Origin of the sequence: Pseudomonas sp. PSE14 (assembly GCF_029203285.1) — a bacterium.
Lineage (GTDB): Bacteria > Pseudomonadota > Gammaproteobacteria > Pseudomonadales > Pseudomonadaceae > Pseudomonas.
The window spans coordinates 3,683,344-3,698,331 of sequence record NZ_CP115669.1 but is presented as its reverse complement, the minus strand read 5'-3'; the positions used below and the strand labels follow the sequence as shown (position 1 = coordinate 3,698,331).

At 61.5% G+C, this 14,988-nt stretch carries 17 protein-coding genes; 6 read left to right on the top strand and 11 right to left on the bottom strand.

The genetic code is table 11. The features are described from left to right. The 6 genes from O6P39_RS16795 to O6P39_RS16770 form a co-directional block, all read right to left on the bottom strand. Positions 1-363: a putative holin gene (locus tag O6P39_RS16795; RefSeq protein WP_275607627.1), complete on the bottom strand. Its 363-nt coding sequence runs from the start codon at positions 361-363 to the stop codon at positions 1-3. A 21-nt stretch (positions 364-384) separates the two neighbouring features. Then, complete coding sequence (locus O6P39_RS16790) at positions 385-597, bottom strand: tail protein X (protein WP_275607626.1); 213 nt, start codon at positions 595-597, stop codon at positions 385-387. Beyond that, positions 597-1,061 carry a head completion/stabilization protein gene (locus O6P39_RS16785; RefSeq protein ID WP_275607625.1) on the bottom strand — a complete coding sequence of 155 codons (465 nt, stop codon included), beginning with the start codon at positions 1,059-1,061 and terminating at the stop codon, positions 597-599. The genes O6P39_RS16790 and O6P39_RS16785 overlap by 1 nt, the downstream gene beginning before the upstream one ends. 103 nt (positions 1,062-1,164) lie before the next feature. Then, positions 1,165-2,004, bottom strand: coding sequence for a terminase endonuclease subunit (locus O6P39_RS16780; protein ID WP_345774664.1), 840 nt, complete (start codon positions 2,002-2,004; stop codon positions 1,165-1,167). A gap of 11 nt (positions 2,005-2,015) precedes the next feature. After that, positions 2,016-3,029: a phage major capsid protein, P2 family gene (locus O6P39_RS16775; RefSeq protein WP_263889441.1), complete on the bottom strand. Its 1,014-nt coding sequence runs from the start codon at positions 3,027-3,029 to the stop codon at positions 2,016-2,018. Between the two features lie 36 nt (positions 3,030-3,065). Beyond that, positions 3,066-3,917, bottom strand: a complete 852-nt coding sequence (locus O6P39_RS16770; RefSeq protein WP_275607624.1) for a GPO family capsid scaffolding protein — start codon at positions 3,915-3,917, stop codon at positions 3,066-3,068. A gap of 151 nt (positions 3,918-4,068) precedes the next feature. Between O6P39_RS16770 and O6P39_RS16765 the strand changes: the two genes are divergently transcribed. After that, entirely contained in the window at positions 4,069-5,829 is a 1,761-nt protein-coding gene (locus O6P39_RS16765; protein WP_275607623.1) for a terminase ATPase subunit family protein, read from the top strand. Then, positions 5,829-6,878: a phage portal protein gene (locus tag O6P39_RS16760; RefSeq protein WP_275607622.1), complete on the top strand. Its 1,050-nt coding sequence runs from the start codon at positions 5,829-5,831 to the stop codon at positions 6,876-6,878. The genes O6P39_RS16765 and O6P39_RS16760 overlap by 1 nt, the downstream gene beginning before the upstream one ends. Positions 6,879-6,912: 34 nt before the next feature. Here O6P39_RS16760 and O6P39_RS16755 read toward each other — a convergent pair whose 3' ends face one another. Genes O6P39_RS16755 through umuD form a run of 4 tightly spaced genes read right to left on the bottom strand, consistent with a single transcriptional unit; the run spans position 6,913 to position 9,614 of the window. Then, positions 6,913-7,326, bottom strand: coding sequence for a hypothetical protein (locus O6P39_RS16755; RefSeq protein ID WP_275607621.1), 414 nt, complete (start codon positions 7,324-7,326; stop codon positions 6,913-6,915). 52 nt (positions 7,327-7,378) lie between these two features. Beyond that, positions 7,379-7,888: a hypothetical protein gene (locus tag O6P39_RS16750; protein ID WP_275607620.1), complete on the bottom strand. Its 510-nt coding sequence runs from the start codon at positions 7,886-7,888 to the stop codon at positions 7,379-7,381. 33 nt (positions 7,889-7,921) lie between these two features. Next, a complete protein-coding gene (gene umuC, locus O6P39_RS16745) occupies positions 7,922-9,190 on the bottom strand; it encodes a translesion error-prone DNA polymerase V subunit UmuC (RefSeq protein WP_275607619.1) in 1,269 nt (422 codons plus the stop codon). After that, positions 9,183-9,614 (bottom strand): translesion error-prone DNA polymerase V autoproteolytic subunit, encoded by a 432-nt coding sequence (gene umuD / locus O6P39_RS16740; protein ID WP_275607618.1) that lies wholly within the window; start codon positions 9,612-9,614, stop codon positions 9,183-9,185. The genes umuC and umuD overlap by 8 nt, the downstream gene beginning before the upstream one ends. Positions 9,615-9,703: 89 nt before the next feature. Here umuD and O6P39_RS16735 point away from each other — a divergent pair, with 89 nt between their 5' ends. Further along, a complete protein-coding gene (locus O6P39_RS16735) occupies positions 9,704-10,384 on the top strand; it encodes an SOS response-associated peptidase (protein ID WP_275607617.1) in 681 nt (226 codons plus the stop codon). On the opposite strand, the gene O6P39_RS16730 is transcribed toward O6P39_RS16735, so the two are convergent. Beyond that, positions 10,385-10,639, bottom strand: coding sequence for a hypothetical protein (locus O6P39_RS16730; RefSeq protein ID WP_275607616.1), 255 nt, complete (start codon positions 10,637-10,639; stop codon positions 10,385-10,387). It lies immediately after the preceding gene. An 899-nt stretch (positions 10,640-11,538) separates the two neighbouring features. On the opposite strand from O6P39_RS16730, the gene tig reads away from it, so the two are divergent. From tig to clpX, 3 genes are all read left to right on the top strand, one after another. After that, positions 11,539-12,849 (top strand): trigger factor, encoded by a 1,311-nt coding sequence (gene tig / locus O6P39_RS16725; RefSeq protein ID WP_275607615.1) that lies wholly within the window; start codon positions 11,539-11,541, stop codon positions 12,847-12,849. Between the two features lie 93 nt (positions 12,850-12,942). Beyond that, positions 12,943-13,581 carry an ATP-dependent Clp endopeptidase proteolytic subunit ClpP gene (gene clpP / locus O6P39_RS16720; protein ID WP_041711910.1) on the top strand — a complete coding sequence of 213 codons (639 nt, stop codon included), beginning with the start codon at positions 12,943-12,945 and terminating at the stop codon, positions 13,579-13,581. 108 nt (positions 13,582-13,689) lie between these two features. After that, the gene (gene clpX, locus O6P39_RS16715) at positions 13,690-14,970 is read left to right on the top strand and encodes an ATP-dependent Clp protease ATP-binding subunit ClpX (protein ID WP_207888318.1); all 1,281 of its coding nucleotides are present in this window, start codon (positions 13,690-13,692) and stop codon (positions 14,968-14,970) included. The last annotated feature ends 18 nt before the right edge of the window (positions 14,971-14,988 follow it).

The following is a 14,988-nucleotide window of genomic DNA, read 5'->3' as shown; positions in this document are numbered from 1 at the left end:
TCAGCTACCTCCCAGTACCTGCCGGATTCGGCGGACGAGCTCGGCGAAATCGACACCGTCGATCCAGGCGGCGGCCTTGAGGCTGACCGGGATGACCAGCAGGGCGCAGGGAATAGCGGCGAATTCGCGAGTGGTGAGCCAGGGGAACTGGGCTAGTGCCGGCCCAGACGACAGGTATCCCACACAAGTCGGCGGGATCAGTGCCAGCAGGCGCGCCCAGGCCTTCAGGTCGTGCTTGGTGCTGGTGGCCAGCCAGGCGCCCAGCAGCGCGCCGAACAGCACGCCGCCGTCTACCGGGAGGGTCGCGCCCAGCCCGAGCCCCATCAGAAGACCGCCGGCCGCGGTGGTGGTTGGATCAGCCATGGCTACTACTTCCCTTGTTGGTCAATCCCACAGGTTCACTACCTGTTGTGTGGGTGCGGTGTTCTGGGCATCGGGCATGGTTACCTCGATGCCTTGCGGCAGAATCGGGCCGTGGTCGGCCAGTCCTGGGTTCGCCTCGAGCACGGCCTCGGTGACACTTCCGGTCCGGCCGTAGTACCTCCAGCACAGGGCCTCGACGGTGTCGTACTGCTGAGTGCGGAGGAGAGCGGCCATCAGATCAGCTCGATGGTGGAGCGCGGACGGCCGACCAGGTCGCTGAGCGCCCAGGACAGGTCGCGGCGGTACTCGTCGATGGTCGGGGTGCGTTCTTCGGCGTTCTGGCTGCCGATGTTGGTGGTGTCGTAGCCGCGGTAGCGCTCGAGCAGCTCGGCGGCCGTGGCGCAGCACACTGCGCGCTGGTAGTGCTGGACCAGGGCGGATTTTCCCGCCACCTGCTTGGCTGGTACCTGGCTGAGGGTGGTGTAGCCCTGGTCTTCCTGCAGGGACTGCCATTCGCCGAGCTGGCGGTTGACGTTCAGCAGGGCGGCAACCACTGCTGTCTCCAGCTTGGCCGGGCTGACGTCGGCGCCGATGCGCATGTCGTCGCGCAGGTCGTCGACGTCGATGCCCGGCCAGAATTCGTCGCTGTTGATGGTCACGCCGGCGGCCACGTCGCCGCTGGCTACGAATGCACTCATGGTCCTGCCTTGAATAGGTCGCCGGTGGTCGGGGCGTCACTGCGCTGGAAGGAGTCACCAGGCAGATCGGCCCCGAGCCGGCGTGGGTGCGCGGGGCGCTCGGTCAGCCCTTGCTGGGCGGATTCTTTCGGTTCTTCCGGCTTCCCTTGCCGTACGGTTTCGGAGGCACAGAAGGCTTTTCGTCAGCCGGGGCGGTCGAAGGCGGCGGGGGTGTCGGTGGCAGCCCCGTCGAAGTCGGAGCAGCTGCCGTAGCAGCGTCGGCCAGTTTCTTGTGCAGCCGATCGGCGGATTCCAGGTCCTTCTTGCCGCCACATTTGTCGTGCAGCTCAATGGCGCGCCTCAGGAGCGCAATGCCCTCTGCGACTTGGCCAGGCTTGCCAGGGGCCTCGACGTCCAGGCCATACAAGGTGGCGCGGCCGAGAGCGAGGAACAGCTTGGCCCGAGCCTGGTCCGGCATGTCTTGCTCAGCGGTGAGTTCGGCAGTGCGCAGCAGCACATCGATGTCGAAGGGTTGGTCGGCTTTCAGGGCTTTGAGCGCGCCTTCGGCTACTTCCTCTGCTACCACGCAACCGATGGAGCGATTGAAGCTATCCGGCATCAGCAGGCCATGCTGGAAAACGTAGGCCGCAGCGTCCAAGCCGCCGGCATAGTCGGCAGTGTCAATCCGCCAGAGCATCACGGTGACCAGGACCTCATCCTGCGCACCTTTGCCAGCCGACAGCACGCCCTCGACGTAGGGGGCGTAGGCAGGCAACAGCACACGCTTGAGCTCGATCTTCCCCTCGGTGGACTGGATGCCCTTTAAGCGAGCCTTGTCCTGGATGAGCTGGGCGAGCTGTAGTTCGTAAGCGGTCAGACCGGCCATGGTCTGGGTGGGGCCAGCGGCCTCCGCCGCCGCTTGGGCGGCGGTGACGCGCTGGTAATGGCGACGGCAGAGGTTCATGGCGATCTACCTCACGCGACCTGCAGTTCGATGTTCTCGGCCATCGCGGCGCAGCCGTTGTCCTCGATCACGTAGGAGTCGTTGGACGACTCGTAGTTCTCGATGCGGTCGCGCTTGGCGTTGTCCACGATCTGACGGCGGCGGCTCTCTTCCTGCCAGTAGATGGACAGGTTGTCGAGGCGGGTGATCATCAGGCCCTTGGCCGGGAAGAAAGGAACCCGTGCGGCCGGCAGGCCGCCAATGCGTTTCTGGCTCATGACGACGTCGGCGGCCAGTTGCTCGCTCGGGGCCTGATCCTTGTTGACCAGCGGGAAGTACTTGTCGGCCAGCAGCTCGCGGCCACACACGACCACCAGCTCGGAGTCTTCCTGGTACCAGGGCTCGATGAGCTCGTTGACCATCGCGTAGACCAGGGCGTCGATGTTCTTGAAGTCGCCGGTAGCGCCGATCAGGATCTTGCCGGCCTCCTTGTCACCCTCGGACATCACGCGTGCCGCGTTGGTGAGGCGCATCTTCTCCAGCCAGCCGACGTTGACGTCTTGCAGTAGCGGATTGGTGGCGATGTTCGAGGTGGCGGCACGGCTGGTGCCGTTCCAGCCGATCATGATGCGGTCGAGGGCTTGGCGGCGCAGGATCGCGTCACGGATGCGAGCCTGGAAGTCCTTGAACTTGCGCCAGGCGTCGAGCTTTTTGTAGGTGATGTGGCTGTCGAAGTTGGTCTGGGTGCAGAGGTAGCCCAGGTTGTCGAGGACGGTCACGTCACGGGTCTGACGGTCTTGCGCGGTGGTGTCGGTGGTGCTGGCAATCGGGCCGGAAACGCCAAGGCCGACTTTTTCGCCCGACTGCTCGGTGACGCCGAGGATGTTGATCTGCTGCAGGAAGCCGCTCGACTCCTGAATGCGGGTTTCCAGCGTCTGGGCGACAGTCGGGTCGACCGAGAATTTCGTGGTGACGTCGTCTACACCGTTCAGCGCGGCGAGCTGGCCGAGGTATTCGTTGAACAAGCGGCGGGTATCGTTGTGCATGGGGCTACTCCGTAGCGATAGGGCGGTCGTGGTGGGTCAGCAGTCGGTCTTCTCGACCGAGTTGTCGCCGCCGGTTGCCACGGGGCGCTGGATCTGCTTCGGATCGGGGGTGTGGCTGAGTTTCTGTTTCAACTCGTCCAGGTCCTTGCTGAGCTGGACGAGTTTGCCGTCCTGCTCTCCTTGCTTGCCTTCCAGGCTGGCGAACTTCTCCGGCAGGTCCTTGACGTGATCGGCCACTGCCTCAACGGCTTCGGCGACCTGGCTGAACTGCTCGTCGGTCTGAGCCTGCTTGCCACTGAGCAGGGCTTTCACGCTGCTGAGCAGCTTGGCGCCGACCCCGGTTTTCGGGTCTTCCACTTCCTCGAAGGCGAGGCCCTCGACTTCGATGGACTCGGTGAACATGGAGGTTTCGGAGTAGTGCCGGTCCTTGAAGGGGCTGGACTCCGGTTTCTGCGCCGAGAACGCCAGCACGTCGGTGCCCAGGCTCGCGGGCGAGTCGGTCACGGCGAGGCCCACGATGTAGGCCTCGCCGGTGTCCGCGAAGGAGTCGTCGATTTCGATGGAGGTGTAGATCTTCTGCTTCGCCTTGTTCATGGCGATCAGGTCGGGGGTCGGTTCGACCTGGGCGAACAGGGCCAGCTTCTTCTGGCCGGCGATGTCGACCTCTTCAACCTTTACCGCCAGGACGTCGCCGTAGGCACGGAACGGGCTGTCCGGCAGCAGGCTGCGGAAGTGCTCCATCCAGATGCGGGCGCCGTAGACACTACGGTCGAAGTTCTTGGCGGCTTGCTCCAGCCAGCTGCGCTTGATGATGCGTTTGTCCGAGGTCGCACCTTCTACGGCGACGCGGAACCAGTTGGAGCGGAATTTCTTGGCGGGGGTCGACATGTGCTGTCCTCAATGCGTTGCGGCGGATGCCGTGGCGTTGAGGGCATGGTCGGTAGGTGGGGCAGGGCGGGCAACGACTCGACCCTGTAGCGGGCAGCCTTACAGGGTGTGGCGCTAGGGGGCCTCGCGCGCGGGCGGCAGCATCGGCGCCATGAATGTGACCGCCGAAATCCCTGTCCGAGACAACCGCCGCCAGGCCAAATTCCTGTACTGGATGGGCTGGCGTGTCTGCGATATCGCCGACTTCCTGAGCGAGAAGGAGAAGACCCTTCACAGCTGGAAGGATCGCGACAGCTGGGATCGGGCCGACAGCGTAGAACGGATTGGCGGCGCGCTGGAAGCCCGTCTCGTCCAGTTGATCCTGAAGGACGGCAAGACCAGCGGAGACTTCAAGGAAATCGATCTGCTGCACCGCCAGCTGGAGCGCCAGGCGCGCATCCAGCGCTACCAGGATGGCGGAACCGAGACGGATCTCAACCCCGAACTGGCCAAGCGCAACGCGGCGCCCAAGCGGAAGCCCAAGCGTAACGATATCGACGAGGATCTGGTCGAGAAGCTGATCGAGGCGTTCCTCGACCAGAGTTTCGATTACCAGAAGGACTGGTACCGCGCTGGCGAGATGCGTACGCGGGTCATCCTGAAGTCCCGGCAGATCGGCGCCACCTTCTACTTCGCCCGTGAGGCGCTGATCGACGCCCTGGTCACCGGGCGCAACCAGATTTTCCTGTCTGCCAGCAAAAATCAGGCACACATCTTCAAGGCCTATATCCAGGCCTTCGCCCGCGAAGTGGTGGGAGTGGAGCTGACCGGCGACCCGATCACCTTGCCCAACGGCGCCAACCTGTACTTCCTCGGCACGAACGCCCGCACCGCCCAGGGCTACCACGGCAACTTCTACTTCGACGAGTTCTTCTGGACCTACAAGTTCAACGAGCTGAACAAGGTCGCGTCCGGTATGGCGATGCAGAAGCAGTACCGCCGGACCTACTTCTCGACGCCCTCGAGCATGGCCCATGAGGCCTACACCTTCTGGACCGGCGAACGGTTCAACAAGGGCAAACCGACTGCACAGCACGTCAAGATCGATGTCTCGCACGATGCTCTGGGCCCTGGCCGGCTGTGCGAGGACAGCATCTGGCGGCAGATCGTCACGATCCTCGACGCCGAGGGTCGCGGCTGCGACCTGTTCGACATTGAGGAGCTTCGGCGTGAGTACGACGCCGAGGCGTTCCAGAACCTGCTCATGTGCCAGTTCGTCGACGATGGCGCGAGCATCTTCCCGCTGTCCATGCTGCAGCCTGGGATGGTCGACAGCTGGGTCGAGTGGGCTGAGGACTACAAACCCTTCGCGCTGCGCCCCTTTGGCGACCGGCAGGTCTGGGTCGGCTATGACCCTGCGGAGAATGGCGACAGCGCTGGCCTGGTGGTGGTGGCGCCACCGCTGGTACCAGGCGGAAAGTTCCGCGTCCTCGAGCGCCACCAGTTCCGCGGGATGGATTTCGCCGCCCAGGCCGAGTTCATTCGCAAGGTCACCGAGCGCTACTGGGTAACCTACATCGGCATCGACACCACCGGCATGGGGACCGGTGTAGCCCAGCTGGTGCGCAACTTCTTCCCAGGCCTGACCACCTTCAGCTACTCGCCCGAAGTGAAAGTGCGCCTGGTGATGAAGGCCTGGGACGTGATCAAGAACGGACGGCTGGAGTTCGACGCCGGCTGGACGGATCTGGCGTCGTCGCTGATGGCCATCCGCAAGACCATGACCGCTGGCGGGCGGCAGTTCACTTACACCGCCGGCCGCAACGACAACACCGGCCACGCCGACCTGGCGTGGGCATTGTTCCACGCCCTGCACAACGAACCGCTCGAGGGCCAGACCAAGGCCAACACCGGATTCATGGAGAGCTACTGATGAGCACCGCCACCCGCCAGGACATGGCCACCAATTCGAACACCGCCCAGGGCGAATTACTTCCGCGTCAGGCGTCGATGGATGCCTTCACCTTCGGGGAGCCGACTCCGGTACTGGATAGCCGCGGCATCCTCGACTACGTCGAATGCTGGTCCAACGGACGTTGGTACGAGCCGCCCCTGTCGATGTACGGCCTGGCCAAGGGCATGCGCTCGAGCCCCTACGTCCAGTCGGCGCTGATGTTCAAGCGGAACATGCTGGCCAAGACCTTCATCCCGCACCGCCTGCTGAGCTTGGCGGCATTCGAGCAGTTCAGCCTTGACTGGCTGACCTTCGGCAATAGCTACCTCGAGAAGCGCCGCGCGCGGATGATGAACACCCTGTCACTGCAGCCACCGCTGGCCAAGTACATGCGCCGCGGCGTCGAGGACGGCGTCTACTTCCAGGTGCTGGGCTGGAAGGATGAGCACGAATTCGAGGCCGGTAGCGTATTCCAGCTCCGAGAGGCGGACGTCAACCAGGAGCTCTATGGCATCCCGGAGTGGTTCTGCGCCCTGCAGAGCGCGCTGCTCAACGAGTCGGCCACGCTGTTCCGGCGGAAGTACTACAACAACGGCAGTCACGCCGGCTTCATCCTCTACATGACCGATGCCGCCCAGGATCAAGCGGACATCGACAACCTGCGGACCGCGCTGAAGAACGCGAAGGGCCCGGGCAACTTCCGCAACCTGTTCGTCTACGCGCCCAACGGCAAGAAGGAGGGCATCCAGCTGATTCCAGTCAGCGAAGTGGCGGCCAAGGATGACTTCGGGGCGATCAAGAACATCAGCCGTGATGACCAGCTCGCGGCGTTGCGTGTCTACCCGCAACTGTTGGGGGTGGTACCGCAGAACGCCGGCGGGTTCGGGTCGATCAAGGAGGCGGCGGAGGTGTGGACCACCAACGAACTGGAGCCCATGCAGGCGCGGCTGCGCCAGGTGAACGAATGGGCAGGGGAGGAGGTTATTCGATTCAAGGAAGTCGCGCCGCCGCTGCCGGACAAGCGCTGATCTTCCAAATCAAAGCCGCGTGCGAGGCGGCTTTCTATGGTTGGAGGTAGGTGGCAATGACCTTGGTGCCTATGTAAGCGAGAAAACCTGCATAGAGAAAACCGTTTCTGATTTTGTACCACCGGTTGGTCCTCTCGCTCACCTTGTCTATCAGCTTGGCGGCATGTTTCCTGCCTGCAGGGGTGAGAGGAGCTTCGAGATATTCGGAGTTCATTCTAAGGACAGCCGTTACTGCCTCCAGCCGGCGAAATCCCGCGTAGGAACTAAAAGCGAGGGCAGCAAGGGCGATGAGGTACATAGTCTCCACGTTGCATCCGACCTTCCCGAACGGATTCGTCTGTGCAAGATAGGCGCATGCTGCGAGGCTCGCCCCCAGCAAGAAGTGGTCAAACTTATGCATGCTGTCCAGGTAGGCGAGATGGATCGCTAATCCTCGCTCATTGCTCATGAAATACCTCGTTCCTTGGTCGCGATAGAGCGGATGGTGATGGTGCAGTAGCTCATGCTCGACGTCTTGCTTCGGCCACTGCTTCCTTCGGGTTGCGGAGCTTTTCGTCGATGTATGCAAGGCAGACCGATGCTGCAATTCCGAAGCAAACCCAGGCGGTTAATGCCGCAACATCCTTTCCCAGGTATGCCTGCTGTGTTGCAAAGACCCAGATAAGAAAGCCGATCGTAGCCCCGAGTCCCATGCGAATAGCAGTCAGGAAACCGCAGCCGACCTCGGTCATGAATTTGTGTGTCGCTGTGATCCAATGCTGAGCCTCCTCCGAGGCTGACCGGAGGTAGAGGTACACGATGCTGATGAACCCGAACGCAATCACTAGATAGAGGTAGTAGGACATCAGAAACTCAGGAGCGAGCAGGGCGTTTACAGCCTCGTCGACCTGCTTGGGATTCCTCGACTGGAGCAGCAGGGGAAGGCCTCCAACAACAAATGACACGCACAACTCTCGAAGACACCTGGCTACCAGTTCCCTCAAGCGAGAACGCTTAACGGTCAGTTTCATCGGAGCTCCTTTTGGGTTGGTGGCATATTGTAATCATTTGACGCGCCAGAGTTGCTCCAATCGGGTGGTGAAGCTTTGGCTCATGAGATCGCGGCGCATCCCCCAATCTGGTTCAGCGGGTACCCCGCCAGGGCGGACGGTGCCTTTGCCCCAGCGCGCATTGATAGCGTCCATCACCGCCATGGTCTGGGTGGCACGCTCGGGCTGAACGGGCGAGAACAGGTCATCGGTGAACTCGCCAGGTTGCCGCAGGTCGAGCAGTAGGACCTCGGCTTTGCTGAACGCGAAACCTTCCCGGAAGACCAGCTCGAGGCCGTCTGTGGCTGCCTTGGTGATGAGCCGGGTATCGTCGGTCGGGTAGGGGAGCTCGACGCTCATGCCCTTGGAAAACTTGGGTTCGTCGGGGTTGAACATTCCGGTGCGGATGCTGACCTGCACACGTTTGCAGTAGGACCCCTGGGCGCGGAGCTTTTCGCAGGCACGGGCGGCGTAGGTGGCAACCGCTTCACGGATCGGAGGTAGGTCATGCAGCCGCTTTCCGAACATGCGGCTGCAGCAGATTTCCTGCTTGGGTGGGGCGGCTTCTTCCAGCTCCAGGCACGCGATGCCGCGCAGTTCACGGGCGGTCTTCTCGATGACAACGTTGAACTGTTTGCGCAGTGTCCAGGCGTCTGCCTGGGCAAGGTCCCAGGCGGTTCTGATTCCCTGCGCGTTGAGATGTTCGGTCATGCGCCGGCCGACACCCCAGACGTCGCTGACATCGCAGGCCTTCAGCAGTCGGTCACGCCGGGATGGGGCGCGCACATCGAGCACGCCACCAGTCTGGGACTGCCATTTCTTGGCGCCGTGATTGGCGAGCTTGGCAAGGGTCTTTGATGTTCCGATACCAACTCCGACGGGAATGCCGGTGCGCTGGAGGACGCGGGCGCGCATCTCGCGGCCGATGCGGACCAGGTCGCCGGGTATGCCGGTGAGGTCAGCGAAGCATTCGTCGATGCTGTAGACCTCAACTGCCGGAGCCATCTCCTCAAGGATGGTCATCACTCTCGCGCTCATGTCGCCGTAGAGCGCGTAGTTGCTGGAGAAGGCGAGGATGCCGAGCTTCTGCAGCCTGTGTTTGATCTTGAAGTAGGGCTCGCCCATGGCGATGTGTGGCTTGGCGTCGGCGCTGCGGGCGATGACGCAACCGTCGTTGTTGGAAAGAACGACGATGGGGGTGCGTGCCAGATCAGGGCGGAAGACGCGCTCACAGCTTGCGTAGAACGAATTGCAATCGATGAGGGCAATGGCGCGCTCAGCCATGGTCGTGGCACCGGATGCTGTAGCCGACGACGCCCCAGACGAGCATCTCGTCGCCTTCAAGGATGTAGCGGGGCGGATACTTGGGATTCTCGGCGCGCAGGACGACCTGGCGGCCTTCCCTGGCCAGGCGCTTGACGGTGGGTTCGCCATTCACGGCGGCGATGATGATGTCGCCAGGCTCTGCTTCGCGGGAGCGATCGACGACGAGCAGGTCGCCGTCGTGGATGCCCGCGCCGATCATGCTGTCGCCGCCGGAGCGCACCAGGTAGGTGTGAGGTGCGCGAATCTGCAGGATTTCGTCAAGCGAGATTTCGCGCTCAAGGTGGTCCTGAGCGGGGGACGGGAAGCCGGCAGGGACCCGGAAAGCGAAAAGAGGAAGGGGGCGACTACGGGCCAGCAGGCGTGCAACGACGTCATGGAGCATGGGATTCGTCCTAATTACTGTATATAAATACAGTAATAGACTGTCAGTGCCTCCTACAATGGGGAGAGTGACGGGCGGAGGGCATCACGATGTGTGGACGGGTAGCGCAGTTCGGGACGTTCCGGGAGATCGTGGAGCTATTGCGCTGGCCCGGGCCGGCAGAAGAACGGCAGCAAGCGGAGGCGCGGTACAACATTCCGCCGCAGTCACCGCTTCGTCTTCTGCACGTCGAAGGCGATTCTCTGGTGCAAGACCTGGTGCGGTGGGGATGGAAGCCGCACTGGGCGAAAGATAACCGTCTGCCGTCGAATGCCCGACTGGAGGGGGTGGCGCATAGCTCCTACTGGCGGGCGATCTGGCCACACCGGGCCATTGCACCCATTGATGGGTGGTTTGAGTGGGTGAAGGATGAGGCCGATCCGAAGAAGAAACTTCCTTTCTATATAAGGCGGGCGGATGGACAGCCTTGCCTGGCTGCAACCATCGGGCAGTACCCATCAGGCACACAGGATGCGCGTGAACACGATGGCTGCGCGATCGTCACGGACGAGGCCCTGGGAGGGCTGGTGGACGTGCATGACAGGCGGCCAGTAGTGCTGCCGCCGGATCTGGTTGCCGAATGGTTGGATCCGTCCACGCCGGCTGAGCGGGCAGAGCAGATGCTACTGCACCAAGGCGAGCCGGCGGAGGCATTCGAGTGGTACCGCGTGAGCACCGAGGTGAACAGCTCGGCTCATAAGGGGCCGCAGTTGATTCGGCGGCTGGAGTAGTTACTTCTCGACGCCAACGAGGCGCTCGACTTCACGCTTGACCATCGCCTGGAATTCGGGCGGGGTGAGGGCACTCAGCTCATCTTGTACCCATTCCGACCATTTCCCCTTTCGCTTCGACCTTTCGCCGAACAATTTGCCAGCCTCTGCCTTGGCGCGATCCAAGTTCTGTTGCCAGAAGTCGAATAGCCGTGCCTTCTCGTCTTCCATCGCCTGGCGTTCGTCTGCGGGGCGGTTTGCAAGGTTCCAGCTCATCAGGTGTCTCCCGTTCTACGAGGGCGGGGATTCTACCCGACCAGGTCAAGCTGACGGCGACCGTTCGCCCTTGGCGCGCGCGGTCGTCCCCCCGCCACGCCTGCGGGCTAAAGGGGGCTCTTTTTCTTCGCGCCTGCGGAGCCTTCCAGGCGGCCCAGGCTGGGCGCTGGCCGCGTGTTTCGGTGGCGGGAAACACCTGCGAATCCCTGCGCCTGAGCCCCTTTTCCTGGGCGCGGCAGAGGCCCTCCCGAGGCTGTGTTTTCGGTTGACCCCTCAGAAAAAGGTAATTTTGGTAATTCGGTGTCTGAACGCCCCTGGAAGCCGCGTCGTTACTGGGTTTCAGCGATTACCTTGAAAGGTAATTTGAGGTAATTGAAAAGGTAATTTTTCCGTAAGTCCTTGATTTACAAGGGGTTCAGAAAACCGAGAGATTACCCTTGGGAAAGGTAATTCGATTACCACAAAATTACCGTAAAATTACCCTTAAGAAAGTCACGTAAGCCATTGAAAATAAAGGTAAAAATAGTGGTTTGAAAATTAAATTACCAAAATTACCCAATTTTTAGGGGTCAACATAAATCCGGGGTTTCAGCTGGGAGGGGGGGGTTTGAGGGGCTTCCTCACCGCCACACTCTTTGGCGCTGGGAACACTCTGGGAACAAAAACACGCTGGCACCCGCTCTCGGGCTCAGGCAGAATGCGCCCCCCAGCGAGAGCCAGCTCCTTCTGGTGAGTTCGAGTCTCTCCGTCCGCACCATCTTCTCTCCATTAGCTCTCGCATCCGTGAATTCCCGCAGCTTCCGGTCTTGGTGACTTCTGCATTTCTAGCTACTAGAATGCTTGCCCTTGATTCTGGGAGCCGGGAGGACCGGCTTACGTCTGTGCCACGAGGAATATCCATGCAAGTTTCCGTTGAAAGCACCTCCGCTCTTGAGCGCCGCATGACCGTTGGCGTGCCGGCCGAGCGCATCGAGACCGAAGTCAACAAGCGTCTGCAGCAGACCGCTCGTCGCGCCAAGGTTCCCGGCTTCCGTCCCGGCAAGGTGCCGATGAGCGTCATCCGTCAGCGCTACGAAGCCTCCGCTCGTCAGGAAGCTCTCGGTGACCTGATCCAGGAAACCTTCTACGAAGCCGTGGTCGAGCAGAAGCTGAACCCGGCCGGTGCTCCGTCCGTCGAGCCGAAAGTGTTCGAAAAGGAGAAGGGCCTCGAGTACGTGGCTACCTTCGAAGTCTTCCCCGAGTTCCAGGTTGCCGGTTTCGACGGCATCAAGGTCGAGCGCCTGCAGGCCGAAGTGGCCGATGCTGACCTCGACAACATGCTGGACATCCTGCGCAAGCAGAACACCCGTTTCGAAGCCGTTGACCGCGCCGCTCAGAACGACGACCAGGTGAACATCGACTTCGTCGGCAAGATCGACGGCGAAGCCTTCGCTGGTGGTTCCGCCAAGGGCACCCTGCTGGTGCTGGGCTCCGGCCGCATGATCCCGGGCTTCGAAGAAGGCCTGGTCGGCGCCACGGCTGGTGAAGAGCGCGTTCTGAACGTGACCTTCCCCGAGGACTACCAGAACCTGGACCTGGCTGGCAAAGCCGCCGAGTTCGCCGTTACCGTCAACAGCGTCGCCGAGCCGAAGCTGCCGGAACTGAACGAAGAGTTCTTCGCTCTGTTCGGCGTGAAGGAAAGCACTCTGGAAGGTTTCCGCACCGAAGTTCGCAAGAACATGGAGCGTGAACTGCGTCAGGCCATCAAATCCAAGGTGAAGAACCAGGTGATGGAAGGTCTGGTCGAGACCAACCCGATCGAAGTTCCGAAGGCCCTGATCGGCAACGAAGTCAACCGTCTGCGCGTGCAGGCTGTCCAGCAGTTCGGTGGCAACATCAAGCCTGACCAACTGCCGGCTGAACTATTCGAAGAGCAGGCCAAGCGCCGCGTTGTGCTGGGTCTGATCGTCGCCGAGCTGGTCAAGCAGCACGAACTGAAGGCTGACGAAGCCCGCGTTCGCGAAATGATCGAAGAAATGGCTTCCGCTTACCAGGAGCCGGAACAAGTTGTTGCCTGGTATTACAAAAATGACCAGCAACTGAACGAAGTTCGCTCGGTTGTACTGGAAGAACAAGTTGTAGATACTGTCCTGCAGAAGGCCAATGTGACCGACAAGCAGGTATCCTACGAAGACGCGGTCAAGCCTGCTGAAGCTCCGCAAGCGGCCTGATCCATCGCTTCGTTCGATTGTCACAAGCCAGCCTTCGGGCTGGCTTGTGCGTCTATAGAGACATGACTTTTTATTAGGGAGTGATCGTCGGACATGCATAATCCTTATATGCCGCAAGTTCCGAACATCCAGGCTGCTGGTGGTCTGGTGCCGATGGTGGTGGAGCAATCCGCCCGCGGTGAGCGTTCCTACGACATCTATTCGCGCCTGTTGAAGGAGCGGATCATCTTCCTGGTCGGCCAGGTCGAGGACTACATGGCCAACCTGGTGGTTGCCCAGCTGCTGTTCCTCGAGGCCGAGAACCCGGACAAGGACATCCACCTCTACATCAACTCCCCGGGCGGCTCCGTGACTGCTGGCATGTCGATCTACGACACCATGCAGTTCATCAAGCCCGACGTGTCCACCATCTGCGTGGGTCAGGCGTGCAGCATGGGCGCCCTGCTGCTGGCCGGCGGCGCCGCTGGCAAGCGCTACTGCCTGCCGCATTCGCGCATGATGATCCACCAGCCTCTGGGCGGCTTCCAGGGCCAAGCCTCGGACATCGAGATTCACGCCAAGGAAATCCTCTTCATCAAGGAGCGCCTGAACCAGGTGCTGGCGCACCACACTGGCCAGCCGCTGGACGTCATCGCCCGTGACACCGATCGCGACCGCTTCATGAGCGGCGAAGAGGCGGTCAGCTATGGCCTGATCGACCAGGTCTTCACTCAGCGTCCTTCCGCCAGCTGAGTTTCTCCGCAATACCGCGGCCGGTAATCCGGCCGCTTCGCGGGCTTGAAAATGCCTGCGAATGCCTTCATCTTGTCCTTCACGTATATCCCCGATTGGAACGATCGAATGACTGACACCCGCAACGGCGAGGACAACGGCAAGCTGCTGTATTGCTCCTTCTGCGGCAAGAGCCAGCACGAAGTGCGCAAGTTGATTGCCGGCCCCTCGGTCTTTATCTGCGACGAGTGCGTCGACCTGTGCAATGACATCATCCGCGAGGAGGTGCAGGAGGCACAGGCAGAGAGCAGTGCGCACAAGCTTCCGGCGCCGAAAGAGATCCGCACCATCCTCGATCAGTACGTGATCGGCCAGGAACGTGCGAAGAAAGTGCTGGCGGTAGCGGTCTACAACCACTACAAGCGTCTGAATCAGCGTGAGCGCAAGGACGACGTCGAGCTGGGCAAGAGCAACATCCTGCTGATCGGGCCGACCGGCTCGGGCAAGACGCTGCTGGCCGAGACCCTGGCGCGCCTGCTCAATGTTCCGTTCACCATCGCCGATGCGACCACCCTCACCGAGGCGGGTTACGTGGGCGAGGATGTCGAGAACATCATCCAGAAGCTGCTGCAGAAGTGCGATTACGATGTCGAGAAGGCCCAGATGGGTATCGTCTACATCGACGAAATCGATAAGATCTCGCGCAAATCGGACAACCCCTCGATCACCCGTGACGTTTCCGGCGAAGGCGTACAGCAGGCCCTGCTGAAGCTGATCGAAGGCACCGTGGCCTCCGTGCCGCCCCAGGGTGGCCGCAAGCACCCGCAGCAGGAGTTCCTGCAGGTCGACACCCGCAACATCCTGTTCATCTGCGGTGGCGCGTTCGCTGGCCTGGAAAAGGTCATCCAGAACCGTTCCACCAAGGGCGGCATCGGCTTCAACGCCGAAGTTCGCAGTCAGGAAGCAGGCAAGAAGGTGGGTGAGGCGCTGCGTGAGGTCGAGCCGGAAGATCTGGTGAAGTTCGGTCTTATTCCGGAATTCGTCGGTCGTCTGCCGATCATCGCGACTCTCGACGAGCTCGACGAGGCTGCACTGATGCAGATTCTGACCGAGCCGAAGAATGCGCTGACCAAGCAGTACGCCAAGCTCTTCGAAATGGAAGGCGTGGACCTCGAGTTCCGTCCGGACGCGCTCAAGGCCGTGGCCCGCAAGGCGCTGGACCGCAAGACTGGAGCCCGTGGCCTGCGTTCGATCCTCGAAGGCATCCTGCTGGATACCATGTACGAGATCCCCTCGCAGACCGAGGTCAGCAAGGTGGTTATCGATGAAAGCGTCATCGATGGCTCCTCCCAACCGCTGCTGATCTACGAGAACAGCGAGCAGCCGGCCAAGGCTGCACCTGACGCCTGAAACCAGAAGGGGCCCTAG

Bases quoted from the DNA above. Each gene is read 5' to 3' on its own strand.
- O6P39_RS16795 (WP_275607627.1), bottom strand. From the start codon at position 363: ATGGCTGATCCAACCACCACCGCGGCCGGCGGTCTTCTGATGGGGCTC.
- O6P39_RS16790 (WP_275607626.1), bottom strand. From the start codon at position 597: ATGGCCGCTCTCCTCCGCACTCAGCAGTACGACACCGTCGAGGCCCTG.
- O6P39_RS16785 (WP_275607625.1), bottom strand. From the start codon at position 1,061: ATGAGTGCATTCGTAGCCAGCGGCGACGTGGCCGCCGGCGTGACCATC.
- O6P39_RS16780 (WP_345774664.1), bottom strand. From the start codon at position 2,004: ATGAACCTCTGCCGTCGCCATTACCAGCGCGTCACCGCCGCCCAAGCG.
- O6P39_RS16775 (WP_263889441.1), bottom strand. From the start codon at position 3,029: ATGCACAACGATACCCGCCGCTTGTTCAACGAATACCTCGGCCAGCTC.
- O6P39_RS16770 (WP_275607624.1), bottom strand. From the start codon at position 3,917: ATGTCGACCCCCGCCAAGAAATTCCGCTCCAACTGGTTCCGCGTCGCC.
- O6P39_RS16765 (WP_275607623.1), top strand. From the start codon at position 4,069: ATGAATGTGACCGCCGAAATCCCTGTCCGAGACAACCGCCGCCAGGCC.
- O6P39_RS16760 (WP_275607622.1), top strand. From the start codon at position 5,829: ATGAGCACCGCCACCCGCCAGGACATGGCCACCAATTCGAACACCGCC.
- O6P39_RS16755 (WP_275607621.1), bottom strand. From the start codon at position 7,326: ATGAGCAATGAGCGAGGATTAGCGATCCATCTCGCCTACCTGGACAGC.
- O6P39_RS16750 (WP_275607620.1), bottom strand. From the start codon at position 7,888: ATGAAACTGACCGTTAAGCGTTCTCGCTTGAGGGAACTGGTAGCCAGG.
- umuC (WP_275607619.1), bottom strand. From the start codon at position 9,190: ATGGCTGAGCGCGCCATTGCCCTCATCGATTGCAATTCGTTCTACGCA.
- umuD (WP_275607618.1), bottom strand. From the start codon at position 9,614: ATGCTCCATGACGTCGTTGCACGCCTGCTGGCCCGTAGTCGCCCCCTT.
- O6P39_RS16735 (WP_275607617.1), top strand. From the start codon at position 9,704: ATGTGTGGACGGGTAGCGCAGTTCGGGACGTTCCGGGAGATCGTGGAG.
- O6P39_RS16730 (WP_275607616.1), bottom strand. From the start codon at position 10,639: ATGAGCTGGAACCTTGCAAACCGCCCCGCAGACGAACGCCAGGCGATG.
- tig (WP_275607615.1), top strand. From the start codon at position 11,539: ATGCAAGTTTCCGTTGAAAGCACCTCCGCTCTTGAGCGCCGCATGACC.
- clpP (WP_041711910.1), top strand. From the start codon at position 12,943: ATGCATAATCCTTATATGCCGCAAGTTCCGAACATCCAGGCTGCTGGT.
- clpX (WP_207888318.1), top strand. From the start codon at position 13,690: ATGACTGACACCCGCAACGGCGAGGACAACGGCAAGCTGCTGTATTGC.